Origin of the sequence: Moorena producens 3L (assembly GCF_000211815.1) — a bacterium.
Taxonomy (GTDB): domain Bacteria; phylum Cyanobacteriota; class Cyanobacteriia; order Cyanobacteriales; family Coleofasciculaceae; genus Moorena; species Moorena producens.
Map to the genome: position 1 here is coordinate 90150 of NZ_GL890974.1, position 18563 is coordinate 108712.

General features: G+C 42.9%; 15 protein-coding genes and 4 pseudogenes. 10 read left to right on the top strand and 9 right to left on the bottom strand.

The genetic code is table 11. The features are described from left to right. Positions 1-374 precede the first annotated feature (374 nt). Genes LYNGBM3L_RS46820 through LYNGBM3L_RS33095 form a run of 3 tightly spaced genes read left to right on the top strand, consistent with a single transcriptional unit; the run spans position 375 to position 2095 of the window. The gene (locus LYNGBM3L_RS46820; RefSeq protein ID WP_008181689.1) at positions 375-1583 is read left to right on the top strand and encodes a transposase; all 1209 of its coding nucleotides are present in this window, start codon (positions 375-377) and stop codon (positions 1581-1583) included. Positions 1584-1617: 34 nt separating this feature from the next. After that, positions 1618-1764, top strand: coding sequence for a hypothetical protein (locus LYNGBM3L_RS44825; protein ID WP_154659996.1), 147 nt, complete (start codon positions 1618-1620; stop codon positions 1762-1764). Positions 1765-1789: 25 nt separating this feature from the next. Continuing rightward, the gene (locus LYNGBM3L_RS33095) at positions 1790-2095 is read left to right on the top strand and encodes a hypothetical protein (protein ID WP_131827025.1); all 306 of its coding nucleotides are present in this window, start codon (positions 1790-1792) and stop codon (positions 2093-2095) included. On the opposite strand, the gene mraW is transcribed toward LYNGBM3L_RS33095, so the two are convergent. Beyond that, positions 2069-2269: a 16S rRNA (cytosine(1402)-N(4))-methyltransferase gene (gene mraW, locus LYNGBM3L_RS42420; protein ID WP_071986993.1), complete on the bottom strand. Its 201-nt coding sequence runs from the start codon at positions 2267-2269 to the stop codon at positions 2069-2071. The two genes, LYNGBM3L_RS33095 and mraW, sit on opposite strands and share 27 nt — an antisense overlap. Positions 2270-2470: 201 nt before the next feature. Here mraW and LYNGBM3L_RS33100 point away from each other — a divergent pair, with 201 nt between their 5' ends. Then, positions 2471-4006 carry a cytochrome P450 gene (locus LYNGBM3L_RS33100; protein ID WP_008191731.1) on the top strand — a complete coding sequence of 512 codons (1536 nt, stop codon included), beginning with the start codon at positions 2471-2473 and terminating at the stop codon, positions 4004-4006. A gap of 5 nt (positions 4007-4011) precedes the next feature. Here LYNGBM3L_RS33100 and rsmH read toward each other — a convergent pair whose 3' ends face one another. Then, positions 4012-4926 carry a 16S rRNA (cytosine(1402)-N(4))-methyltransferase RsmH gene (gene rsmH, locus LYNGBM3L_RS33105; RefSeq protein WP_008191734.1) on the bottom strand — a complete coding sequence of 305 codons (915 nt, stop codon included), beginning with the start codon at positions 4924-4926 and terminating at the stop codon, positions 4012-4014. A gap of 449 nt (positions 4927-5375) precedes the next feature. Here rsmH and LYNGBM3L_RS33110 point away from each other — a divergent pair, with 449 nt between their 5' ends. From LYNGBM3L_RS33110 to LYNGBM3L_RS33115, 3 genes and pseudogenes are all read left to right on the top strand, one after another. Beyond that, positions 5376-5696, top strand: a complete 321-nt coding sequence (locus tag LYNGBM3L_RS33110) for a hypothetical protein (RefSeq protein ID WP_044495860.1) — start codon at positions 5376-5378, stop codon at positions 5694-5696. Between the two features lie 143 nt (positions 5697-5839). Further along, positions 5840-6028, top strand: coding sequence for a hypothetical protein (locus LYNGBM3L_RS45320; RefSeq protein WP_161603215.1), 189 nt, complete (start codon positions 5840-5842; stop codon positions 6026-6028). A 188-nt stretch (positions 6029-6216) separates the two neighbouring features. Continuing rightward, a pseudogene (locus LYNGBM3L_RS33115) lies at positions 6217-6927 on the top strand (dynamin family protein); the annotation flags it as partial. Positions 6928-6937: 10 nt separating this feature from the next. Here the strand turns inward: LYNGBM3L_RS33115 and LYNGBM3L_RS39230 are convergent. Next, positions 6938-8076: pseudogene (locus LYNGBM3L_RS39230) on the bottom strand (IS630 family transposase). A gap of 50 nt (positions 8077-8126) precedes the next feature. Here LYNGBM3L_RS39230 and LYNGBM3L_RS33130 point away from each other — a divergent pair. After that, positions 8127-8495, top strand: a pseudogene (locus tag LYNGBM3L_RS33130) (dynamin family protein); the annotation flags it as partial. A 780-nt stretch (positions 8496-9275) separates the two neighbouring features. On the opposite strand, the gene LYNGBM3L_RS33135 reads toward LYNGBM3L_RS33130, so the two are convergent. The 4 genes from LYNGBM3L_RS33135 to LYNGBM3L_RS33145 form a co-directional block, all read right to left on the bottom strand. Next, positions 9276-10046, bottom strand: a complete 771-nt coding sequence (locus LYNGBM3L_RS33135; protein WP_008191745.1) for an ABC transporter ATP-binding protein — start codon at positions 10044-10046, stop codon at positions 9276-9278. Position 10047: 1 nt separating this feature from the next. Next, positions 10048-10272, bottom strand: coding sequence for a hypothetical protein (locus LYNGBM3L_RS44830; RefSeq protein ID WP_154659997.1), 225 nt, complete (start codon positions 10270-10272; stop codon positions 10048-10050). A gap of 76 nt (positions 10273-10348) precedes the next feature. After that, a complete protein-coding gene (locus LYNGBM3L_RS33140) occupies positions 10349-11188 on the bottom strand; it encodes an ABC transporter permease (RefSeq protein ID WP_008191747.1) in 840 nt (279 codons plus the stop codon). 38 nt (positions 11189-11226) lie between these two features. Continuing rightward, on the bottom strand, positions 11227-12288 hold the full coding sequence (locus LYNGBM3L_RS33145) for an ABC transporter substrate-binding protein (RefSeq protein ID WP_008191749.1): 1062 nt from the start codon (positions 12286-12288) through the stop codon (positions 11227-11229). An 891-nt stretch (positions 12289-13179) separates the two neighbouring features. Between LYNGBM3L_RS33145 and LYNGBM3L_RS33150 the strand changes: the two genes are divergently transcribed. Together LYNGBM3L_RS33150 and LYNGBM3L_RS48180 are read left to right on the top strand one after the other, a co-directional pair. Beyond that, positions 13180-14739: a hybrid sensor histidine kinase/response regulator gene (locus LYNGBM3L_RS33150; RefSeq protein ID WP_131827023.1), complete on the top strand. Its 1560-nt coding sequence runs from the start codon at positions 13180-13182 to the stop codon at positions 14737-14739. Between the two features lie 357 nt (positions 14740-15096). Then, the gene (locus tag LYNGBM3L_RS48180) at positions 15097-15315 is read left to right on the top strand and encodes a hypothetical protein (protein WP_075873616.1); all 219 of its coding nucleotides are present in this window, start codon (positions 15097-15099) and stop codon (positions 15313-15315) included. On the opposite strand, the pseudogene ftsH2 reads toward LYNGBM3L_RS48180, so the two are convergent. Continuing rightward, a pseudogene (gene ftsH2 / locus LYNGBM3L_RS33155) lies at positions 15306-17191 on the bottom strand (ATP-dependent zinc metalloprotease FtsH2). The gene LYNGBM3L_RS48180 and the pseudogene ftsH2 sit on opposite strands and share 10 nt — an antisense overlap. Before the next feature lie 478 nt (positions 17192-17669). Continuing rightward, a partial coding sequence (petH, locus tag LYNGBM3L_RS33160) for a ferredoxin--NADP reductase (protein ID WP_008191760.1) occupies positions 17670-18563 on the bottom strand: 894 nt, incomplete at its 5' end.

Consider the following 18563-nt stretch of genomic DNA (forward strand, 5'->3'; position numbering starts at 1 on the left):
TTTTGAAACCCAAACCCCAGGAAGGATTTGAGAATTCAATAAAAATCATTAAGTGACGAATTCTGCTTGATGGCTATCCCCTGACGGGGCGATGGCTGAGACACTTGCACCAACTTGAAAAGTTATTGATTTTGGTAGGTAACTATTGACAAAAGAACTTCGGGTAGCGGTCACACAGAGCGACTGTTGGAGTACTGAAATTTATTTTCAATCACGTTCGTTACCCGCGTTGTTTTGTACTGGTTCCACCATGACGTACCCGCGCCCGGCGCGGAGCAAATTACATTAAATAGTAGTCAGAAACAGGGAATTTATCAAATGTGTTCCATAGTACAATAACTATTGTACATTAAACCCGCGTGACATCAATCACAGTGAACAAAAATCGTCCAATTACTTATCAACAATGGTTACGGGTGGTCATCAAAAAAATGCCTCATTTAAGCAAACCACAAGCAGTAGTATTAGGAATGTGGAGCTTTGCTATTGCGATGACTCATCATTGTGGTTTATCTACTGCAGTTGTGTTTTTGGGGGAAATTCTAGAGCAACCAGAGAACACAATTCGAGAAAGATTAAGGCAGTGGTATAATAGTAAAGTCGATAAAAACGGAAGAAAGCGTAGAGAAATCCAGGTCGAACAGAGCTTTGTCCCGTTGTTACGCTGGATATTAAGTTGGTGGTCATCAGAGGAAAAAAGTTTAGTATTAGCTGCGGATGCTTCCACATTAGGTCAGCGTTTTACTTTATTAGTTATTAGTGTGGTTTATCGAGGTTGTGGAATTCCTGTAGCTTGGAAAATAGTGAGAGCAAACGAAAAAGGCAGTTGGAAACCCTACTGGCTCAAACTCTTAGATTCTCTTCAAGAGGGTGTTCCTTCCGACTGGTTGGTGATTGTCACTACAGACAGAGGTTTATACGCTGATTGGTTCTACGAAGCGATTGAACAATTGGGTTGGCATCCATTTATGCGTATTAACCATCAGGGATATTATCAATCCTCACCAGAGCAACAATTTGTTCCTCTTTCAGAATTAATTACTCAAGTGGGGCAATCTTGGAGTGGAAAGGTAACTTGTTTTAAAACCAACAGTCTGTCTTGCACTCTTTTAGCTCAATGGGATTCTGGCTATGCCGATCCTTGGCTAATCGTAACAGATTTGAGTCCTCAACAAGCACAGATTTGTTGGTATGGTATGCGCGGTTGGATTGAATGTCTTTTCAAGGACATCAAACGAGGTGGTTTTGGTTGGCATCACACTAAAATGAATGACCCTCGACGAGCAGAACGTCTCTGGTTAGCCATTGCTGTTGCTACTTTATTTTTAGTCAGTATTGGTGGAGAGGCCGAGGCGAATTTGCCAGCAAGTAGCTTACCTCCTTTGGATGAAATGAGCTCCTCTGCTCAGACAAAGGAAAATCCGAGCATGCCAGAAAAGCCAATTTTATTGCTAAAAACTAATCCTACTCGATGTTTAAGTTGTTTCAGACGAGGATTTTTAATAATTTTGGCATCTGCGATTAAGGGCATGCCTTTACCTACAGGTAGATTTATTCCCGATTTTTCTCCTGCCCCTGGATGAATCTTAAAAACATACCCTTGAAAGGGGGTTAGGGGTGGGTTCCGATTCCCGATTCCCGATTCCCGTTCCCCTCCTGGGAGGGGTTAGGGGTGGGTTCCGATTCCCGATTCCCGATTCCCCACAACTGCCGCTAAGTCTAATCCCTAAACATCAGGAATTTAGAGCAATCGAGCTGTATTAAGTTTTAGATTCACAAAAAGCTCACGATGATGAAACCAGTTAAATCCATGAATGAACTAGTAGAACGGGTATCTAAAGATCCAGAACTTGCGGAAGAAATCAAAAGAGACCCAGTGGAAACTATCCGTAGACTTGGTCCACCTCTAGAAACAGACCGTTGGATTTACCGGATTGTGGTCACTGCTTTGGGCGGTACCATGCTGGTAACTGTTACAGGTGCCATCGGACTAGCTGTGGCGGGTAAAGATGTGCCTGATATCCTGGTGGGGATTGGCACGGGTTCCTTGGGTTCCTTGGCTGGACTATTAGCACCTGCCCCATCCCGAGATTAGAGCCCTAAGTGGGTCAGTGTTGAGTGCTGCGGAACGAGCACGAGGGTTAAACTGGATTTCGTCAGCTTGTGCTACAGTTGGCTTTTTAGTTAGCACTCGCAATAGTGAGCAATTCTTTGACAAATCCCGAAATTTGTGCTTAACAATCCGGTCTTCCAAATTTAGGGGGAACATAAGATGCGTTCGCTTTTAGCGGAAGCTGAGGCCTTTGGCCACGCTTTGCGTTCGCGTAGCGTCGGCTTTGCCGAAACGCTTCATCGCGTAGCGTGGCCGTAGGCCAATCGCATTCCCTAACTTACTGCTTGTCTGAATATCAGGGCTTTAACTCGGTAGTAGAATTTAGCTAGCAGTGTAAAAGTCAGGAGAACCTTGAGCATGTTCGAGCATTCATGGACAATTTTAGCTTTCCTTGTAGGAACAGGGATCAGCCTTCTCCTGTGGCGTTGGCAACAACGCCAGCTAGCTTTGAGCTCGATATATGCTCTGCCATCACCCAAGGGGAAATGGCTCACAGGTAACGCCATGGAACTTCTTGCCGCTGCAAAACAAGGAACCTATTCTCTGAGAATCTTTCGATGGATGCAGCAATACGGCTCCATGATTTTGCTACGGATCTTCACCAGACCGATGGTGATGGTGGCAAAGCCCCAACTGATTGAAAGCATTTTGACAGAGGGGCAAACTAAGGGGATATTTACCCGCAGTCCATCCTTTTATCACGCCTACAAAGATGTGTTTGGCGTACATATCGGAAACCAGGTTGGTGAAGCTTGGAAGTGGCGTCGCCAAACCGCAGCACCAGCTTTCCGAGCCAGTCGATTCACTCAAAAGTTCGATCTCATCCGTCAGGGGTGTCAGCAAGTCATCACACAACTTCAAAGCTCGGCTCAAACAGGCAAAGAGGTTCAAGTTGATCCCTTATTTGTGGACTTGACCATGAATATCATTGCCTACTTTTTCCTAGGTGTTACCTTTGATAAAACCTCAAACTTTGCAGGGGAACCCTCCTTCGATGCCAACCGCCTGTATGCAGCTCTTGCACTTCTCGAAAAACATGTACTTTTGCAGACCGCAGGTCGCAGTCGATGGTTTAAGTTTCTCCCTACGTCAGAAGGGCGAGAATACCGACAGGCTCAAGATTATTTACAACAGAATTTAAAACCTCGGGTCGCGATGGCGTTGCAAGTGGCCAGGGCTTCTGAGGCCGAATCCCCATCAGTCAGTTCGTCATTTCGGGATTCGATGTTGGTTCAATTTGCTAAAAACCCCCAGCATGACCAAGACTCCCTAATGGCCGAGACCCGAGCCTTTATCTTTGCAGGTCATGACACTACGGCTCATACTATGTCCTTTGCAGTCGGGGAGTTGGGGCTTAATCCTGGAGTCTTTCAGGCCGCACAACAGGCTGTGGATCAAGCCTGGGAGAAGGAAGGGGAGCTAAATCTTTCTACTTTGAAACATTTAGACTATATAGAAGCTGTGGTCAAGGAAACCTTACGACTCCACCCAGTGGCCACCGGAATCCCCCTAGTCACGACCCAAGAGACAGAACTGGATGGGGTCAAGATGCCGAAAAATGTAAGCGTCGAACCTTTTTTCTGGGCTGCGGGACAGGATCCTGAGATGTTTCCAAAACCGGAAGAATTTCGTCCAGAACGATGGCTGCAAAAGGAAACTGACCAACAGCCACTCCCCCTCCTGTTTGGATTTTCCCGAGGATCTCATTTTTGTGTAGGCGCACCTCTAGCACTTTTAGAAGCAACGGTGATGTTGTCTTTACTCCTGCGTCATTTTAACTGGGAACTCGTCAATGGCCGAGATTCTCTAGAAGATGTTAATCAGTATTTGACAGTATTTCCCCGCGATCGCATGCCAATTCGTTTAGTGTCGAGAAGTGAATCCATAGCTTAGACTTGTCAGTCTTGAGTGCTCAACTCCCGTCGCTCTGCGAATCTGAGTTTAGCGGAGCGAGCACGAGGGTTATGCTGGATTTCTTCAGCTTGTGCTACAGTTGGCTTTTTAGTTAGCACCCGCAATAGTGAGCAATTAGTTGACAACTCCCGGAATTTGTGCTTAACAATCCGGTCTTCCAAACTGTGAAAACTGATAATTCCAAGTCTTCCCCCTGGTTTCAGCCAATGGGGGGCAATGTCGAGAAAGCTTTCGAGGCTCTCAAGTTCCTGGTTGACCACAATCCGTAGGGCTTGAAACACCCGAGTCGCTGGGTGAATCCTGCCATAGCGGTATTTCGGGGGAACACAAGATGCGATCGCATTGGCTAATTCAGTGGTTGTCTGAAACGGACGCTTCTCCACAATCCGCCGTGCCATCCGCCGGGATAACCGTTCTTCCCCATACTTATAAAAAACATCCGCTAACCGTACCTCACCCCAATTATTAATAATATCCTTTGCCGTCAGAGACTGGCTCTGGTCCATCCGCATATCTAACTGAGCAGCATGGCGAAAACTAAAGCCTCGCTCTGGTAAATCTAGCTGAGCTGAACTGACGCCTAAATCCGCAATAATACCATCAAATACCCTATCATTAGGCTGATATTCGGCAAAATTTCCCTGCCAGAAATTAACTCTTCCGTTATAACTGGCTAACCTGGTCTTGGCGGCTGCGATCGCATTAGCATCCCGGTCAATAGCTGTAACTTCCACATCCGGTGCTGCTGCTAAAATTAACTCAGTGTGTCCACCACCACCCACAGTGGCATCTAAGTAATGACCACCAGGGCAGATAGCTAGTCCCTCAATTAATTCCTGACTCAATACGGACACATGGAAAAAGGGTGTTGTATTGGCCTGTAATGGTTCAGTTTCCATGTGATTCAAGCAATCCTAAGTATGTCCTGAGGAGATTAGACCTCCTGCTGTTAATCAGACCAGATTGTCCGGGAACTCTATAACTGTAACCTATCAACTGTAACCTCTCTAGTTGTGAATAGTGACAAGTCTTACTCAGCACTATATTGAAAGGAGGTTTTATAGCACTATGCATTCAGATGTGTGACATTTTTAAACTCTGAAACTTAGTCATAGGTTACTTCTGACTTCTGACAAATGACTTCTGACTTCTGACTTGCGCGTAGCGCTATAGTAACAACTATAGCCTTGATCATACTTATGAGCTATATTGACTCAATTTAGAATTGCTATAGTAGCTAAAGACTAATCATAAAGGTACCCCTGTGGCTACTGTCAAGCCATTAAAGAAGCATCAGACTAGATTTGTCAGTCAACCAGTAAATTTGCAGTCAACTAAGGAAAAACCGATGAATTCCAAAGAAGAAAAAGCTAAAGACCTTGAGCTTCGAGAACGAGAACTCCAGCAACGGGAGCGAGACCTTAGACTCCGGGAAATTGAAACGGACATTTATCAAGAAGAACTACAATTTAATCAAACCCATAAGCATCAAAAAAATGAAGGTAAACTAAAAAAGTGGGGCAGAAAGCTAGCTAGATTCGGTAAATTCTTAGCCGTTGTCATTGCTGTTGTTGTAACCATTAGAGTCGCTTATTGGCTTGCTCTAGTCATGATAGTTGGAGGAATTGCCTGGTTAGGGTACGAAATTTTTTGGAAAGATGATGAATGAATTACAAAAGCCAAAGGCAATAAGGTTAAATTTATAAATTGCCAATACCAAAATAGTTCAACATCAACTAAATAAATAGTATTATAATTAATTTTTACAATAAATAGTTGGTAAAATATATAGGAATGCTAAATTAATTAATTGTGATAATTTTTGTTCCCTACTCCCTACTCCCTACTCCCTACCTCACTTGGGTAGGTTTTTTACTTTGGGGCGAGTACGTACTTTCATTTCCGTTTAAATCCCTCAAAATATGTATTATCTTATACTTTAATTGCCGAGATAATTCGACCCATCTCCCCATTTCCCCATTTCCCTTCGATGCTTTCTGACCAAATCTCTAAATACAAAAAAACTCCCCCTCTCTCCTCTTCTCTCCTCTTCTCTCCTCTTCTCTATGGGTGCATCTCAGTTTTGCAATTAGGCAAAAATTCGGGAGAAAATTCCCACACTCCCCGCGCCCCCGCCCCGCGCCCGGGCCCCACACTTCCGATCTTTTTTACAAATATGAGATGCACCCTTAGCCCGTCAAGGGAGTAACCATGTTCATGAAGCTATTGAACGTCGCATCCCCTTGCTAGAGCAAGATTTAAATGAATTGAAGGAACGGATTAGTTCCGTTGAACCAGAATTTAATAAACTCAAGGATATTGGTGAGCAATTCAAGGATGAAATTAAAACAGTTCGTGATAATAAAGCGAAAGCGATCGCAGATTCCTTTCGTACCTATGTTTTAAATTTAGGAAATACCTTTGAGTCAGATTTTTTACACTATCAACCTGAACTAAGATTTATGGATTTCTTGAGTACAGGGAAACGAGAAGCCTTTGAATCAGAGTTGAGACAAGGATTTGAACGGTATATTAATGATAAATTGTCAGAGTGGAGTAAGACCGCTGAAAAAGAGATGGATGCTGCCTTTGCTCAGCTATCTCGCAGTGCAGTCACCTACGGTGCTTCTTATACTAAAGTCACGGATAAAATTAATCAAAAATTAACCGGACAAACCGTAAGACCTGTCAGCAGCTACACCACAGAAGATAACGCTCCCGCTTGGGCAAAATGGGCAGCAGGATTATTTTCCTTAGCTAGGGGTAATATAGCAGGAGTCGCCATGGCTGGAGCTGGTTTCGATTGGAAAAATATTGTACTGAATTTCATCACAGTTATGGGAATTGGTGCCATCATTACCACTGTTTCTGGGATTGCTCTCGGACCAGTGGGTCTAAGCTGTTGCGCATTTAAACTGTGATAACAGCATTGCCTTTGTTTTTTATTTTTCGTACCCATTTTATAATTAACCCTCCTTCATTTAAAAGATGATTTAACAAACATTCTAATTCTTCAATTGATTTGAAAACTCGATTGGCAATATATTCTTTTGCTGAATGCCAAACCAATTCAATTAAGTTATAATCAGGACTATACTCGGGAAGATATTCTAAATAAATATTCGGCATATCTTCTTCTATTTTATGAATATATTCGGCTTTTTTGTGAAAACTAGCATTGTCTAAAATAATGACGATTTTCGGTCCTTTATTAGCAAAGTCTTCTAGTTGATTACCCGCTTCCATCCATTCATTTTCTAGCTCTTTATAAAAGGTTTTTAAAACTTCATAAAAAGTTTGACTATTGCTTTTTTTGAGGAAATCTACAAATCTTTTTTTATCTGAATATCGCAAAGCTCCCATCACATTAACTCTCCCTTGCCTTTCGGGCAAAGCCCGACGCTGCGCGAACGGTCTCCTCTAACTTTTTTTCGCTTTCCTCTTTTACACCAGTTTTTTCTTCTGATGACTCTCAAACTAAATCCGCTTTCATCCCAAAACCATACCTGAAGACGCTCTGGGCTTTCTTTTTCTATTTTTAAATACTCATCTAGTTTCTTTTTAAATGCTTCCCTTTTTTTAGGGTCTTTTTTAGAATCTAAGCTATACTTTGACCAAAGGTAAACATATTTTTTCTTGACTAGTATCCTACGAACTTGAGACCCACTTAACTTGATGCCTGTTGTATCTTCTAAATGAACGGCTAATTTTTGAGCTGTCCATCGACCAAATTCATATCCTAATTCTTCGGGTTCTTTTTCGACTAATTCTAATAATACTTCTATATATTGTTTTGTTGCTTTTTGGTGATTGCCTTTCATTCTTTTATCTTTAAGACTCTCTAAGTCATCTGGATCTCCGTGGACACACCAATAACAGACTGTGTTCTTTGAACAACCCAAAACTTCAGCAATTTCTAACTGTGTTTTTCCACTATTCAACAACAGAAAAATTAAAATACGTTCTCTAATATTTCCATTTTCTTCTATTTTTAAGGCTTTTTGAAGTATTGTTTTTTGCTCTTGTGTCAGATAATTTTTTGCTGGCATATTTCCTATTATTGGGTTATTTATTAATTTTTATTATACCAATTTAAATGCCGAACAGCTTAGCGTTGTTAGGATTAGGAGTTGGAGTCGTGCAAGCCGATCAAGCTCGTAAGGAATTGGTGAAAGCAGCTAGAAAAGAGTTGGTGAAATATTTGCCTGAGGTAGCACAAGAGCAATGGCAACCGATTTATGATGCTATCAAAGAATGTTTTGATATGTATGAGCAGGAAGTAACTGAGCGGATGGATGATGATATTAAAGCTCGCAAAGCTGAATTAGATAATTTAATTAAGCAAAAAGAATCTCATGAAATTAATCGGGAGCAAGAATTAGCTCGCTTAAAACAGTTAGAGGCTGATGTCGCCTCCCAAGCCCAGAAGGTTGAGACCGCTTATCATAATTTTGTGAATGCGATTTAAGCATTCAGCCGTGAGCTAAAAGCTCACGCTACGCGAACAGCCGTCAGTGGTCAGTAGTCAGTGGTCAGTGGTCAGTGGTCAGCCCTTGGCCAATGGCCACTCAAGTAGCGTGGGTAGCCCATAAGTTGAAAGTTGAAAGTTGAAAGTTGAAAGTTGAAAGTTGAAAGTTGAATGCTTAATGCTGAATGCTGAATGCTGAATGCTTAATGCTGAATGCTTACAATGCGATCGCTTAACCTTCTACTATCGATTCCCCAAGACTAATTATTAGTCACGAAAGAGCTGAATCGCTATATTAAAGCTGGAAGAGTAGCAGGGATAAACATTCGCAAGCTACTGACAGATAACAGATAAAAATTTAAGAAATGAGGTAACCTGATGACTTTGAGAACTGATCCAAAGGATGATATTACCGAAACTCTTAGGCAAATGATTGGGGAGATCATCCCAATAGCCTATGAAACCGATCGCGTAGCGTGACCAAAGGTCAATCGTGCTGAAGCTTGTCTATCTACTTTATCTTTCCAAAGCCTAAATTATCCAGAAAGACACATTTGGATTGACACAGATGGTGATGGAATAGCAATTGATTTAGAAGACTGGCAGGATGAAAGGGAATGGGATAACGCTGTTGCTCGCATTACAGTCGAGGCTACAGCAGAAGTCGTAGATATCATCAAAACCTGGCTTTCTGGAGAGAAATTGGACAACTATTCTAATCTTAATAAAGACTATGAAAGAGTTAATAAAATAGCAACTATCTCCAATTAATAAGCATGATCAAATGCGCAAAGCCTGAATTACCTGCCGTTTCAATTCCACAAATTCCAGGGTTAGCTTTGTATCCAGAGTACGAACAGTGGGCAAATCAATCATAATCTGATCCCGGATACAACCGGGATCAGCTCCCATCACATAGATACGCTCGGATAAAAACACCGCTTCTTCCACATCATGGGTAATCATCAAAACCGTAATATGGGTCTTCTGCCAAAGTCCAAGAAAGAATTCCTGCAATTCCTCCTTAGTTTGGGCATCTAAGGCTCCAAAAGGCTCATCCATCAACAGCACTTCCGGTTCATTAGCCAACGCTCGTGCGATCGCAACTCGCTGTTTCATACCCCCTGACAGCTGTTTGGGGTAGGCATTAGCAAAGCGGGTTAGACCGATTACATCCAAATAGTAAGCAATCCGTTCTTGGGATTCCCCCTTAGGCAATTGTTGTAACCTCAGACCAAAACCGATATTATCAGCAATGGTTAGCCAGGGAAATAGGGTATAGTTCTGAAAGACCATGCCCCGATCCCGACCAGGACCTAAAACCACCTCACCATCTACCTTTACCTGTCCTTTGGAAGGAGGAATTAGTCCAGCGATAATGTTGAGCAAGGTTGATTTGCCGCAGCCAGACGGTCCAACTATACACACAAATTCATTTGCTTCAAGATTGAGATTAATATCCTTTAGCACTACCAATTCTTCCCGTCGCTGGCGAAAACTTTTGGAAATATCACACACCTGTAGCTTAGGCAAATTGTGATCATTGGTCATTTTAAAAGGGTGCATCTGATATTTGTAAAAAAGAAGGGGAAGTGTGGGAATCGGGAATCGGGAATCGGGAATCGGGAATCGGGAATCGGGAATCGGGAATCGGGAATCGGGAATCGGGAATCGGGAATCGGGAATCGGGAATCGGGAAAATATCTGAAGCTATCAGCTGAATGCTTACCCTTGGCCAAAAGGCCACGCTACGCGAACAACGTTCAACATTCAACATTCAACATTCAACATTCAAGCTGATTAAACCTTGGCCAAAAGGCCACGCTACGCGAACAACCTTAAAGCTTAAACCTTTAACGCTCAACAAATTGCTCCGACCAAGGAACAGTTAATCGAAAAAGCCACCTAAACGCAAAATCCAGCATCAACCCAATCAATCCAATCACTAAAATACAAAAGAGCACTTTATCTGTCTCTAGGAATCGTTGAAAATAGATAATCTTGAAGCCCAAACCATTTTCAGCAGCAATTAATTCCGCAATCACCAGAAAATTCCAGGCACCAGCAACATTAACCCGCATCGTATCAATAATATTTGGTAGAGTTGCTGGTAGAATCACTCGAAATAATACATCAACCCGATTCGCCCCCAAGGTGTAAGCCACATTCAGCATTTCATCAGGGATAAACTTGACAGCATCAGCAATCATTATGGCGTTGTAGAAGACAATTCCTAAGAAAATAATTAGGATCTTTGCGGTTTCACCTAACCCTGCCCACAGAACAATTAGGGGCATAAACGCCGCCACTGGCATATAGCGTACAATACCGACAATCGTACCAAACAAGCTCTCCATGCTGTAGAATGTCCCCATGGCAATGCCAATGGGAATACCAACTACTGCGGCAAACAAAAAACCAACTAGCACACGGGTAAAACTGGCGATAATATCAGTCAGTAACTGCTCTTCTGTCAACATTTTCCAGCCAGCTTTCAGGACAACCATCGGACTTGGCAAGAATCTTGGGTCTACTAATTCTTCATAGCTTAGGACGATCCAAACTAGCAGGGGTACTACTAAGGCAATGATGGTGAGAAAGATACTGAGCCAGCCAGGAAAGCCCTGACGGATACTCCAAAATACGGATGGTCGTAGGTAACGTTTGCGGGGAGAAGATATAGGTTGTGGCACAGGGGTCTTAAGTGACAGCAAATTTAGGTAATGTTTCTCTACAATGTTTCTAAAGCGGCTTTGACAAATTTGGGTTCCAGGAATTGCTCCATATCAGGAATAGTATCAATCTTGCCTTGGTTTGCCAAAAATCTCGCCACATCCATCAACGGCGACCGTAAGTAGGAATCACTCTGCTTATTTCCTAGCATCTCCAGATTGGCACGAGCGTCTGGGATACTAATGCCTTTTAGATCAGCAGCTAGGGCATCCGGCTTAATTTTCAACTCCTTAGCTGCGATCGCTAACCCTTCCGATGGATATTGATTGAGAAACCCTAGTCCTTTGAAAACCCCTTTGACAAAGGCTTCCACCGCCTCTGGGTTAGCTTCGATATACTCAGTGGCAAACAGATAAACATCCGTAATCGCTGTTGGTATTTGGGACGAGTCATAGATAATGCGTCCATCAGGTTGAGCCAAGTTAGCCTGTTTTAGGAATGGTGCATAGGTAACAGCAATGTCCACATTCCCCACCTGGTAAGCTGCTGCTGCTCCGGCTGGATCCACATTCACCAAGGTAACATCAGCTTCACTCAACCCAACTGCTGTGAGTACTTTTAGTAGAAAGAAATGGCTAACTGCCCCTTTTTCAACAGCAATCTTCTTACCCTTAAAGTCCTTAATGCTACTAATACTGTTGCGGGCTAAGATGCCATCCCCACCAACGGAGTTATCCTCTACCAAAACAATGCGATAGTCTTTGCCCTTAGTTGCCAATAAGACTGCTTCAGAAGTTACAGGAGCAATAGCATCCAGTTTTCCTGCTAAAAAGCCAGAGATATAATCGGGATTATAGCCAAAGGTTTTCAGGTCAACCCTTAGCCCCAGTTCCTGAAAGAAGCCTTTTTTGAGCGCAATCAAAAGAGGAGTCAAACCAATCCAAGTGGTCACCCCTAGAGAGAAAGACATCGATGGGCTGGGCTTAGCATCACCCAAGTCATTGCCAGAAGATGTTTGCTTTGGGGGAGTACATGCCCCCAGGATAAAGGTGCTGGATGCAAAGATTAGCCATTGCAGAGTTTGACGCCTTGACAACAAGTTGAGTCTTTCTAGAACCATATCATCTTCCGTTATATCCGTTACATGGGTTAACCCATCCGTTTCCAGTTAACTTTTCCCTGAAGACGGTATATAAAATAACATTTTTTTAGATTTTTGGGGTGAGGGGTTGCACCCCTCATTATTTGTGTTATATTTAGATCAGTAGATGCACCCTGATGATTAAGAGAGCCGCAGTTGTGACTCTCTTATTTTTTTTTAGGGTCAGAGGGGCAGAGTGGGAAGAAGCAGACCAGAGGAAAAAAATTTGGTGTGTGCCTCACTAAAATTTGGGTAGGCTATGCATTGGCTTAAGTTGACTATTGCTAGTCCACAGTCAACAGTCCACAGTCAACAGTCCACACTTTGAGTAATTTCTTCTAGATCTTAATTGACTGCAAGCTCAAAAAAATCCCCAACAATACGGTTTTAGCAACTAGAGATGATCCAGGAAGATAAAGCAGGGGACTTTTAAACCTTCTCAAACTACTATCTGATTTGATTCGTCAAATAAATTGTTCCTGTGAGCATCATCCTTGTGCAGGTAAGATGCCTGTGCTAAGGTTGACAACTATAGTAATGTTTATCAATATATTTACAAGTCCGTTAGGTTATTGCGTCAGTTAACAATGCTGAAATTGAGGTTTAATAACCATTTGTTTATTATTTTAATTTTAAATTAATACCTTAATTAAATCCAAAACTAGTGAGAGGATATCTGAAAAGTTTTTTGATATTGAATTTTGCCCCCCTGACCCCCCAACTTTGGGGGAAGAGTCCATTTGCTTCTAAAAGTCCCCCAGAATTGGGGGATTTAGGGGGCTTGGATGTAGCAAATGAGACTTCTCAGACAACCTCTGAGATAAACCGTTATTAACGCTTACTATAATAACAGTATAAACTAGCTTAAATATGATGAATACTGAACAAAACAATGCTCCTATAATCCTGGTCGCCGATGATGATAAACAAACCCGGATAATGCTGCGTACAATTATGGAAAATGAGGGATATAACGTCGAAGATGTAGGAGATGGGCAGCAGTGTCTGGCAGCTTATACTGAGCTAAAACCCGATATAGTCTTGCTGGATGCTATGATGCCAGTGATGGATGGGTTTATGTGTTGCGCCCAAATCCAAAAGCTACTTAAAAATGAATCAACACCAGTATTAATGATTACTGGACTTAATGACCAAGCTTCCGTTGATTGGGCATTTCAAGTCGGAGCAACGGATTATATAACTAAACCCATCCAACCATCAGTTCTAAGGAAGCGTGTCCGTCGTCTGATCGAAGCTAATCGAGCAGAAAAAACCTTACGGGAGAGGGAGAAACAATATCGTTCTGTGGTAGAAAGTGTTAAAGAAGTGTTTTTTCAAATCGATGCCACTGGACACTGGATATTTCTCAATTCCGCCTGGACTACTTTCACTGGCTTTACTGTAGAAGAAAGTCTAGGGAAAAATTGCCTAAAATTTATTGATCCTGATGATCAGGAACGTTATCAACAATTGTGGCAGTCTCTAGTCAACGGTGAAAAGGATTCCTTTAAACATGAAATAAGATATGTTACCAAAACAGGGAAGTGCCGCTGGGGGGAGATTAATATTCATTCAAGCTTGATGATTGATGGTGTGGTTACCGGTTTTTCTGGTATGCTACAAGACACCACTGAACTTAGAAAAGCTCAAGCTTTAGAAAAAGAGAAAATCAAATTGGAAGCGGATATCCAAGAACGAGAACGTCGCTCAGAAATCATTCGTAAATCCCTAGAACAGGAAAAAGAACTCAGTGAACTTAAATCTCGGGTTATTAGTACGATATCTCATGAGTTTCGTACTCCAATGATGATGATTCAATCGTCTACCGAATTGCTAGCTAAGTACAGTGAGAAATTGTCAGAAGATAAAAGACTGAAACATTTTCAACAAATTGGATGGGCAGTTGAACACATGAATCAACTCCTGACCAATGTGATTTTCCTAGATAAAACTGAATCAGGGGAACTTGATTGTCATCCTGAATACTTGAATCTAGAGAAACTATGCCAAAAAATTATTAATAATTTACAGGTTACTTTAAGTAGTGACTATAAAATAGATTTTTCTACTCAGAGTAATTCTAGTCAAGTTAATTTAGATGAACAGTTAGTTGGACAAATTTTGACTAATATACTATCTAATGCGGTTAAATATTCTCCCCAAGGAGGCATCATTAAGTTTGACGTATTTTGTCAGCCAGAAGAAGCAATTTTAACTATTCGGGATTCAGGGATTGGTATTCCGTCAAAAGAAAAGCAACGAGTGTTTGACTCTTTCTATCGAGCCACTAATGTTGGTGCTATAAAAGGAACAGGATTAGGTCTGGCTATTGCTAAAAAATGTGTTGAATTGCATCGGGGTAAGATTAACCTGGACAGCGAAGTTGGTGTGGGAACAAAGTTTCAAGTAATCTTGCCATATTTGGATTAATCAATATAGCGGTTTTAAATTGGGTGAGGTAGTTTAGTAAAGGGAACAGCGGATCTGGGAACAGCGGATCTGGGAACAGGGAATAGAGAGCAAGGGGAAGAAAATTGGCGTTGCTGATTATGCGTATGGTTTTGCCCCCTTAGCCCCCCAATTCTGGGGGGAACAAAACTATCAAAGTCCCCCAGAATTGGGGGATTTAGGGGGCTTTAATAAAACCAAATGATCGCACATTCATTCCTTAATTCAGCAACGCCAGAAAATTCGCTATACTTGATTGCTCAAGAAAACCGCTATATTCAATGAACAAAATTACAACAATCCCCGACTTCTGAACAAGCCGGGGAAGCATAGTAGGTATTGGCATGGGTTCGATGCCCACTCAACTACCAATTAAATTTTGCTGTAGCCTTAACCATTAGATCCTCTAAAATCAGATCAACAGGCTGTTTGTTAAGGATTCACGGTCAACCTTCAACCTTCAACCTTCAACCTTCAACCTTCAACCTTCAACCTTCAACCTTCAACCTTCAACCTTCAACCTTCAACCTTCAACCTTCTTCAAGCCCTTATAACTGAGGTACATACTGTGGCTTCTCAGGCACATCGGTGTACTCAGCCACAATTTGACGGAACTCCTCACCATCAATAGTTTCTTTCTCAATCAACAGATCCACCAATCGGTCAACCGCATCTCGATTATCTCGAATGATATCTCGTGCTTCTTGATGGCAATGTTCTACAATTTGACGAACTTGCTGATCAATCCGAGCAGCAACCTCTTCAGAATACTCTGCCCTAGACATTAATCCGGCACCGAGAAAGACTTCTCCCTCTTGGCTTTCCAAGGACAGAGAACCTAAGTCACTCATGCCGTAGCGAGTTACCATTTGCCGTGCGATTCCAGTCAATTGCTGCAAATCACCACCGGCACCAGTAGTGACTTCCGCATCACCGAATACTTCTTCTTCCGCAGCTCGACCGCCTAACGCTCCAGTAATGCGAGCCAAAAGCTGAGATCTGGTAATTAAACCTTGCTCTTCACTAGGAGTAAACCAGGTTAGACCTTGAGCTTGTCCCCGGGGAATCAGGGTAACTTTCTGTACGGGGTCGTGATCCTTGACTAGGGTACCAATAATAGCGTGACCAACTTCATGATAAGCAATCAATCGCTTGTTCTTGCTATCTACCAGGGGAGTACCTTCCATCCCAGCCACTACCCGGTCAACCGCATCATTGATTTCCAGCATTGTAATCGCTTCTTTGCGACGGCGAGCAGTCAGGATAGCAGCTTCATTGAGCAGGTTGGATAAATCAGCACCAGTGAATCCAGGGGTCCGTCTTGCGATCACTTCGATGGAAATTTCTGAAGCCAGTTTTTTATCCCGAGCATGGACTTCCAAAACCTTAATCCTCCCTTTGAGGTCTGGGGGATCTACCATCACCTGGCGGTCAAAGCGTCCGGGACGTAACAGAGCTGTATCCAGAACATCCGCACGGTTAGTAGCAGCAATCACGATAATGCCGGTGTTTCCTTCAAACCCGTCCATTTCCGTCAGCAATTGGTTTAGGGTTTGCTCCCGTTCATCATTACCACCACCAATTCCAGCTCCCCGTTGCCGTCCTACCGCATCAATTTCATCGATAAATATCAAACAAGGGGCATTTTCCTTAGCTTTTTTGAACAAGTCACGAACCCTAGAGGCACCAACACCCACGAACATTTCCACGAATTCGGAACCAGAGATACTAAAGAAAGGCACTCCTGCTTCACCAGCGATCGCTTTTGCTAAGAGGGTTTTACCAGTTCCAGGAGGACCGACCAGCAGCACACCTTTTGGTATTCGTGCTCCGACAGCGGTAAACCGTTCCGGTTGCTTAAGGAAGGTAACTACTTCTTCGAGTTCCTCTTTCGCTTCTTCGATACCGGCGACATCATCAAACAGGACCCCAGTTTTCGCTTCCATCATGAACCGCGCCCGGGATTTCCCGAAATTCATCGCTTGACCAGGACCACCATTCATGTTGCTGGAGCGACGGAATAGGAAAAATAATCCTGCAATCAAGAGAATCGGAAAAATTAAATCCCCAGCAGTCCCCAAATTGCCCCATCATTGCGAGCGGGATGGGATGTCAGAGCAACATTAGACTCTCTAAGCTTAGAAATCAGTTCCGGCGCACTAATTGGCAGATCTACTCGCAGCCGTTGTAAGCGGTTATCAAGATCCACATCCACAGCTTCTACAATCGCTGTGCGACCACTATCATAGAGGTCAACACTAGTGACTCTACCGGAATCAAGATAATCCAAGAAGCGACCATAGGTCATGCGAGTACTGGCGGTATTACTACCCATATTCCCGGTAGTACTGGCAAATGTTCCCTGCCAAAAGAAAAAACCAATGACTAGGGCAGGTAATGTCCAGAGTAGGAGTATTCTCCAAGAAAATTTCATGTTTTATTCGCCTCTATTACTGGTAACGAATGCTGGTATCACCCTGTTAGGGAGGATCTGATTACAAAGCAAATCAAGATCAAATATCCATTCAATACCCTAAAACCGTTTGCCTATAGTATTAGAACTTACGAAGTTTAGTTGGTTTTGCCCCCCTGCCCCCAATTTTGGGGGTAATGATGTCAAAGTACCCCAGAATTGGGGGATTTAGGGGGCACTTGCGTAATTCCTGAGTATTTTTGTATTTTTGGTCAATACCTTTGAGGGGTATTGCCACATAACTCGTGATAACACAAGTTATTGTAACGTTATTTTAACTAAATTTAACATAAATCTCATTCTGTGAGCAAGGTAGTTAGAATCAACTCAAATAAACAGTAGCGCGCCTGTGTCCCTCAGCCCTATGGCCAAAAGAAACAGACGCGCTAGTTTGCTCTAAATCCTCCTTTTGGAGGATTTACTTTATACCAGCCGTAACCTAGTAGGTTTCAACGTGCCAGCGATGTGCTTTCTTCATTTGCTGTCTGTATGTAGTCCAATCTACATCCTCCTTAGCAGCTGCAGCAGTCAAAGCCTCATCAATACCACCTTCCATACCTTTTAATCCGCAGATGTAGGTATGGGTGTTTGGTTGCTGCATCAGCTTCCACAACTCGTCAGCATGTTCCGCCACCCTGTGCTGGATATACATCTTGCCCCCTTCAGAATTCTTCTGCTCACGGCTAATGGCATAGGTGAGGCGGAAGTTATCTGGGTTATTCTGCTGCATTTCTTCTAAATCATCTTTGTAGAGGATGTTAGGGGTAGTAGAAATACCAAAGATCAGCCAAGCCAAGCCCTTGAACTTGTAATCTTCGTGCTGCTCTTTAAACATCCGCCATAGGAAAGCGCGGAATGGTGCAATACCAGTGCCCGTTGCCATCATGATGATATTGGCATTGGGGTCCGATGGCAGCAACATCTCCTTACCGACCGGTCCAGTGATTTTAACATCATCCCCTGGATTCATATTGCACAGGAAAGTAGAGCAAACACCGTTTACGGTTTCCCCAGTTTCCGGATGTTTGTACTGCAGCTGTCTGACACACAGGGATACTGTCTTATCATCCAGGTCATCGCCGTGACGAGTAGAAGCAATGGAGTACAGACGAAGCTTGTGGGGTTTGCCTTTGTCATCAGTACCCTCGGGAATAATACCAATACTTTGACCTTCGAGATACCGCAGATCACCTCCAGAAAGGTCAAATTTGAGGTGACGGCAATTACCAATACCCCCTTCCCGGACTAGTTGTTCGTTTGATATACACTTACCAATGAAGGGTTTTTGGGTCGTATAGGTATTGACAGGGATATCATCTTTGGCCTTTTTGGG

What these genes read in the sequence shown, in the direction of transcription:
- LYNGBM3L_RS33095 (WP_131827025.1), top strand. Translation starts at nt 1,790, where the DNA reads ATGATGAAACCAGTTAAATCCATGAATGAACTAGTAGAACGGGTATCT.
- mraW (WP_071986993.1), bottom strand. Translation starts at nt 2,269, where the DNA reads ATGTTCCCCCTAAATTTGGAAGACCGGATTGTTAAGCACAAATTTCGG.
- LYNGBM3L_RS33100 (WP_008191731.1), top strand. Translation starts at nt 2,471, where the DNA reads ATGTTCGAGCATTCATGGACAATTTTAGCTTTCCTTGTAGGAACAGGG.
- rsmH (WP_008191734.1), bottom strand. Translation starts at nt 4,926, where the DNA reads ATGGAAACTGAACCATTACAGGCCAATACAACACCCTTTTTCCATGTG.
- LYNGBM3L_RS33110 (WP_044495860.1), top strand. Translation starts at nt 5,376, where the DNA reads ATGAATTCCAAAGAAGAAAAAGCTAAAGACCTTGAGCTTCGAGAACGA.
- LYNGBM3L_RS33135 (WP_008191745.1), bottom strand. Translation starts at nt 10,046, where the DNA reads ATGACCAATGATCACAATTTGCCTAAGCTACAGGTGTGTGATATTTCC.
- LYNGBM3L_RS44830 (WP_154659997.1), bottom strand. Translation starts at nt 10,272, where the DNA reads ATGTTGAATGTTGAACGTTGTTCGCGTAGCGTGGCCTTTTGGCCAAGG.
- LYNGBM3L_RS33145 (WP_008191749.1), bottom strand. Translation starts at nt 12,288, where the DNA reads ATGGTTCTAGAAAGACTCAACTTGTTGTCAAGGCGTCAAACTCTGCAA.
- LYNGBM3L_RS33150 (WP_131827023.1), top strand. Translation starts at nt 13,180, where the DNA reads ATGATGAATACTGAACAAAACAATGCTCCTATAATCCTGGTCGCCGAT.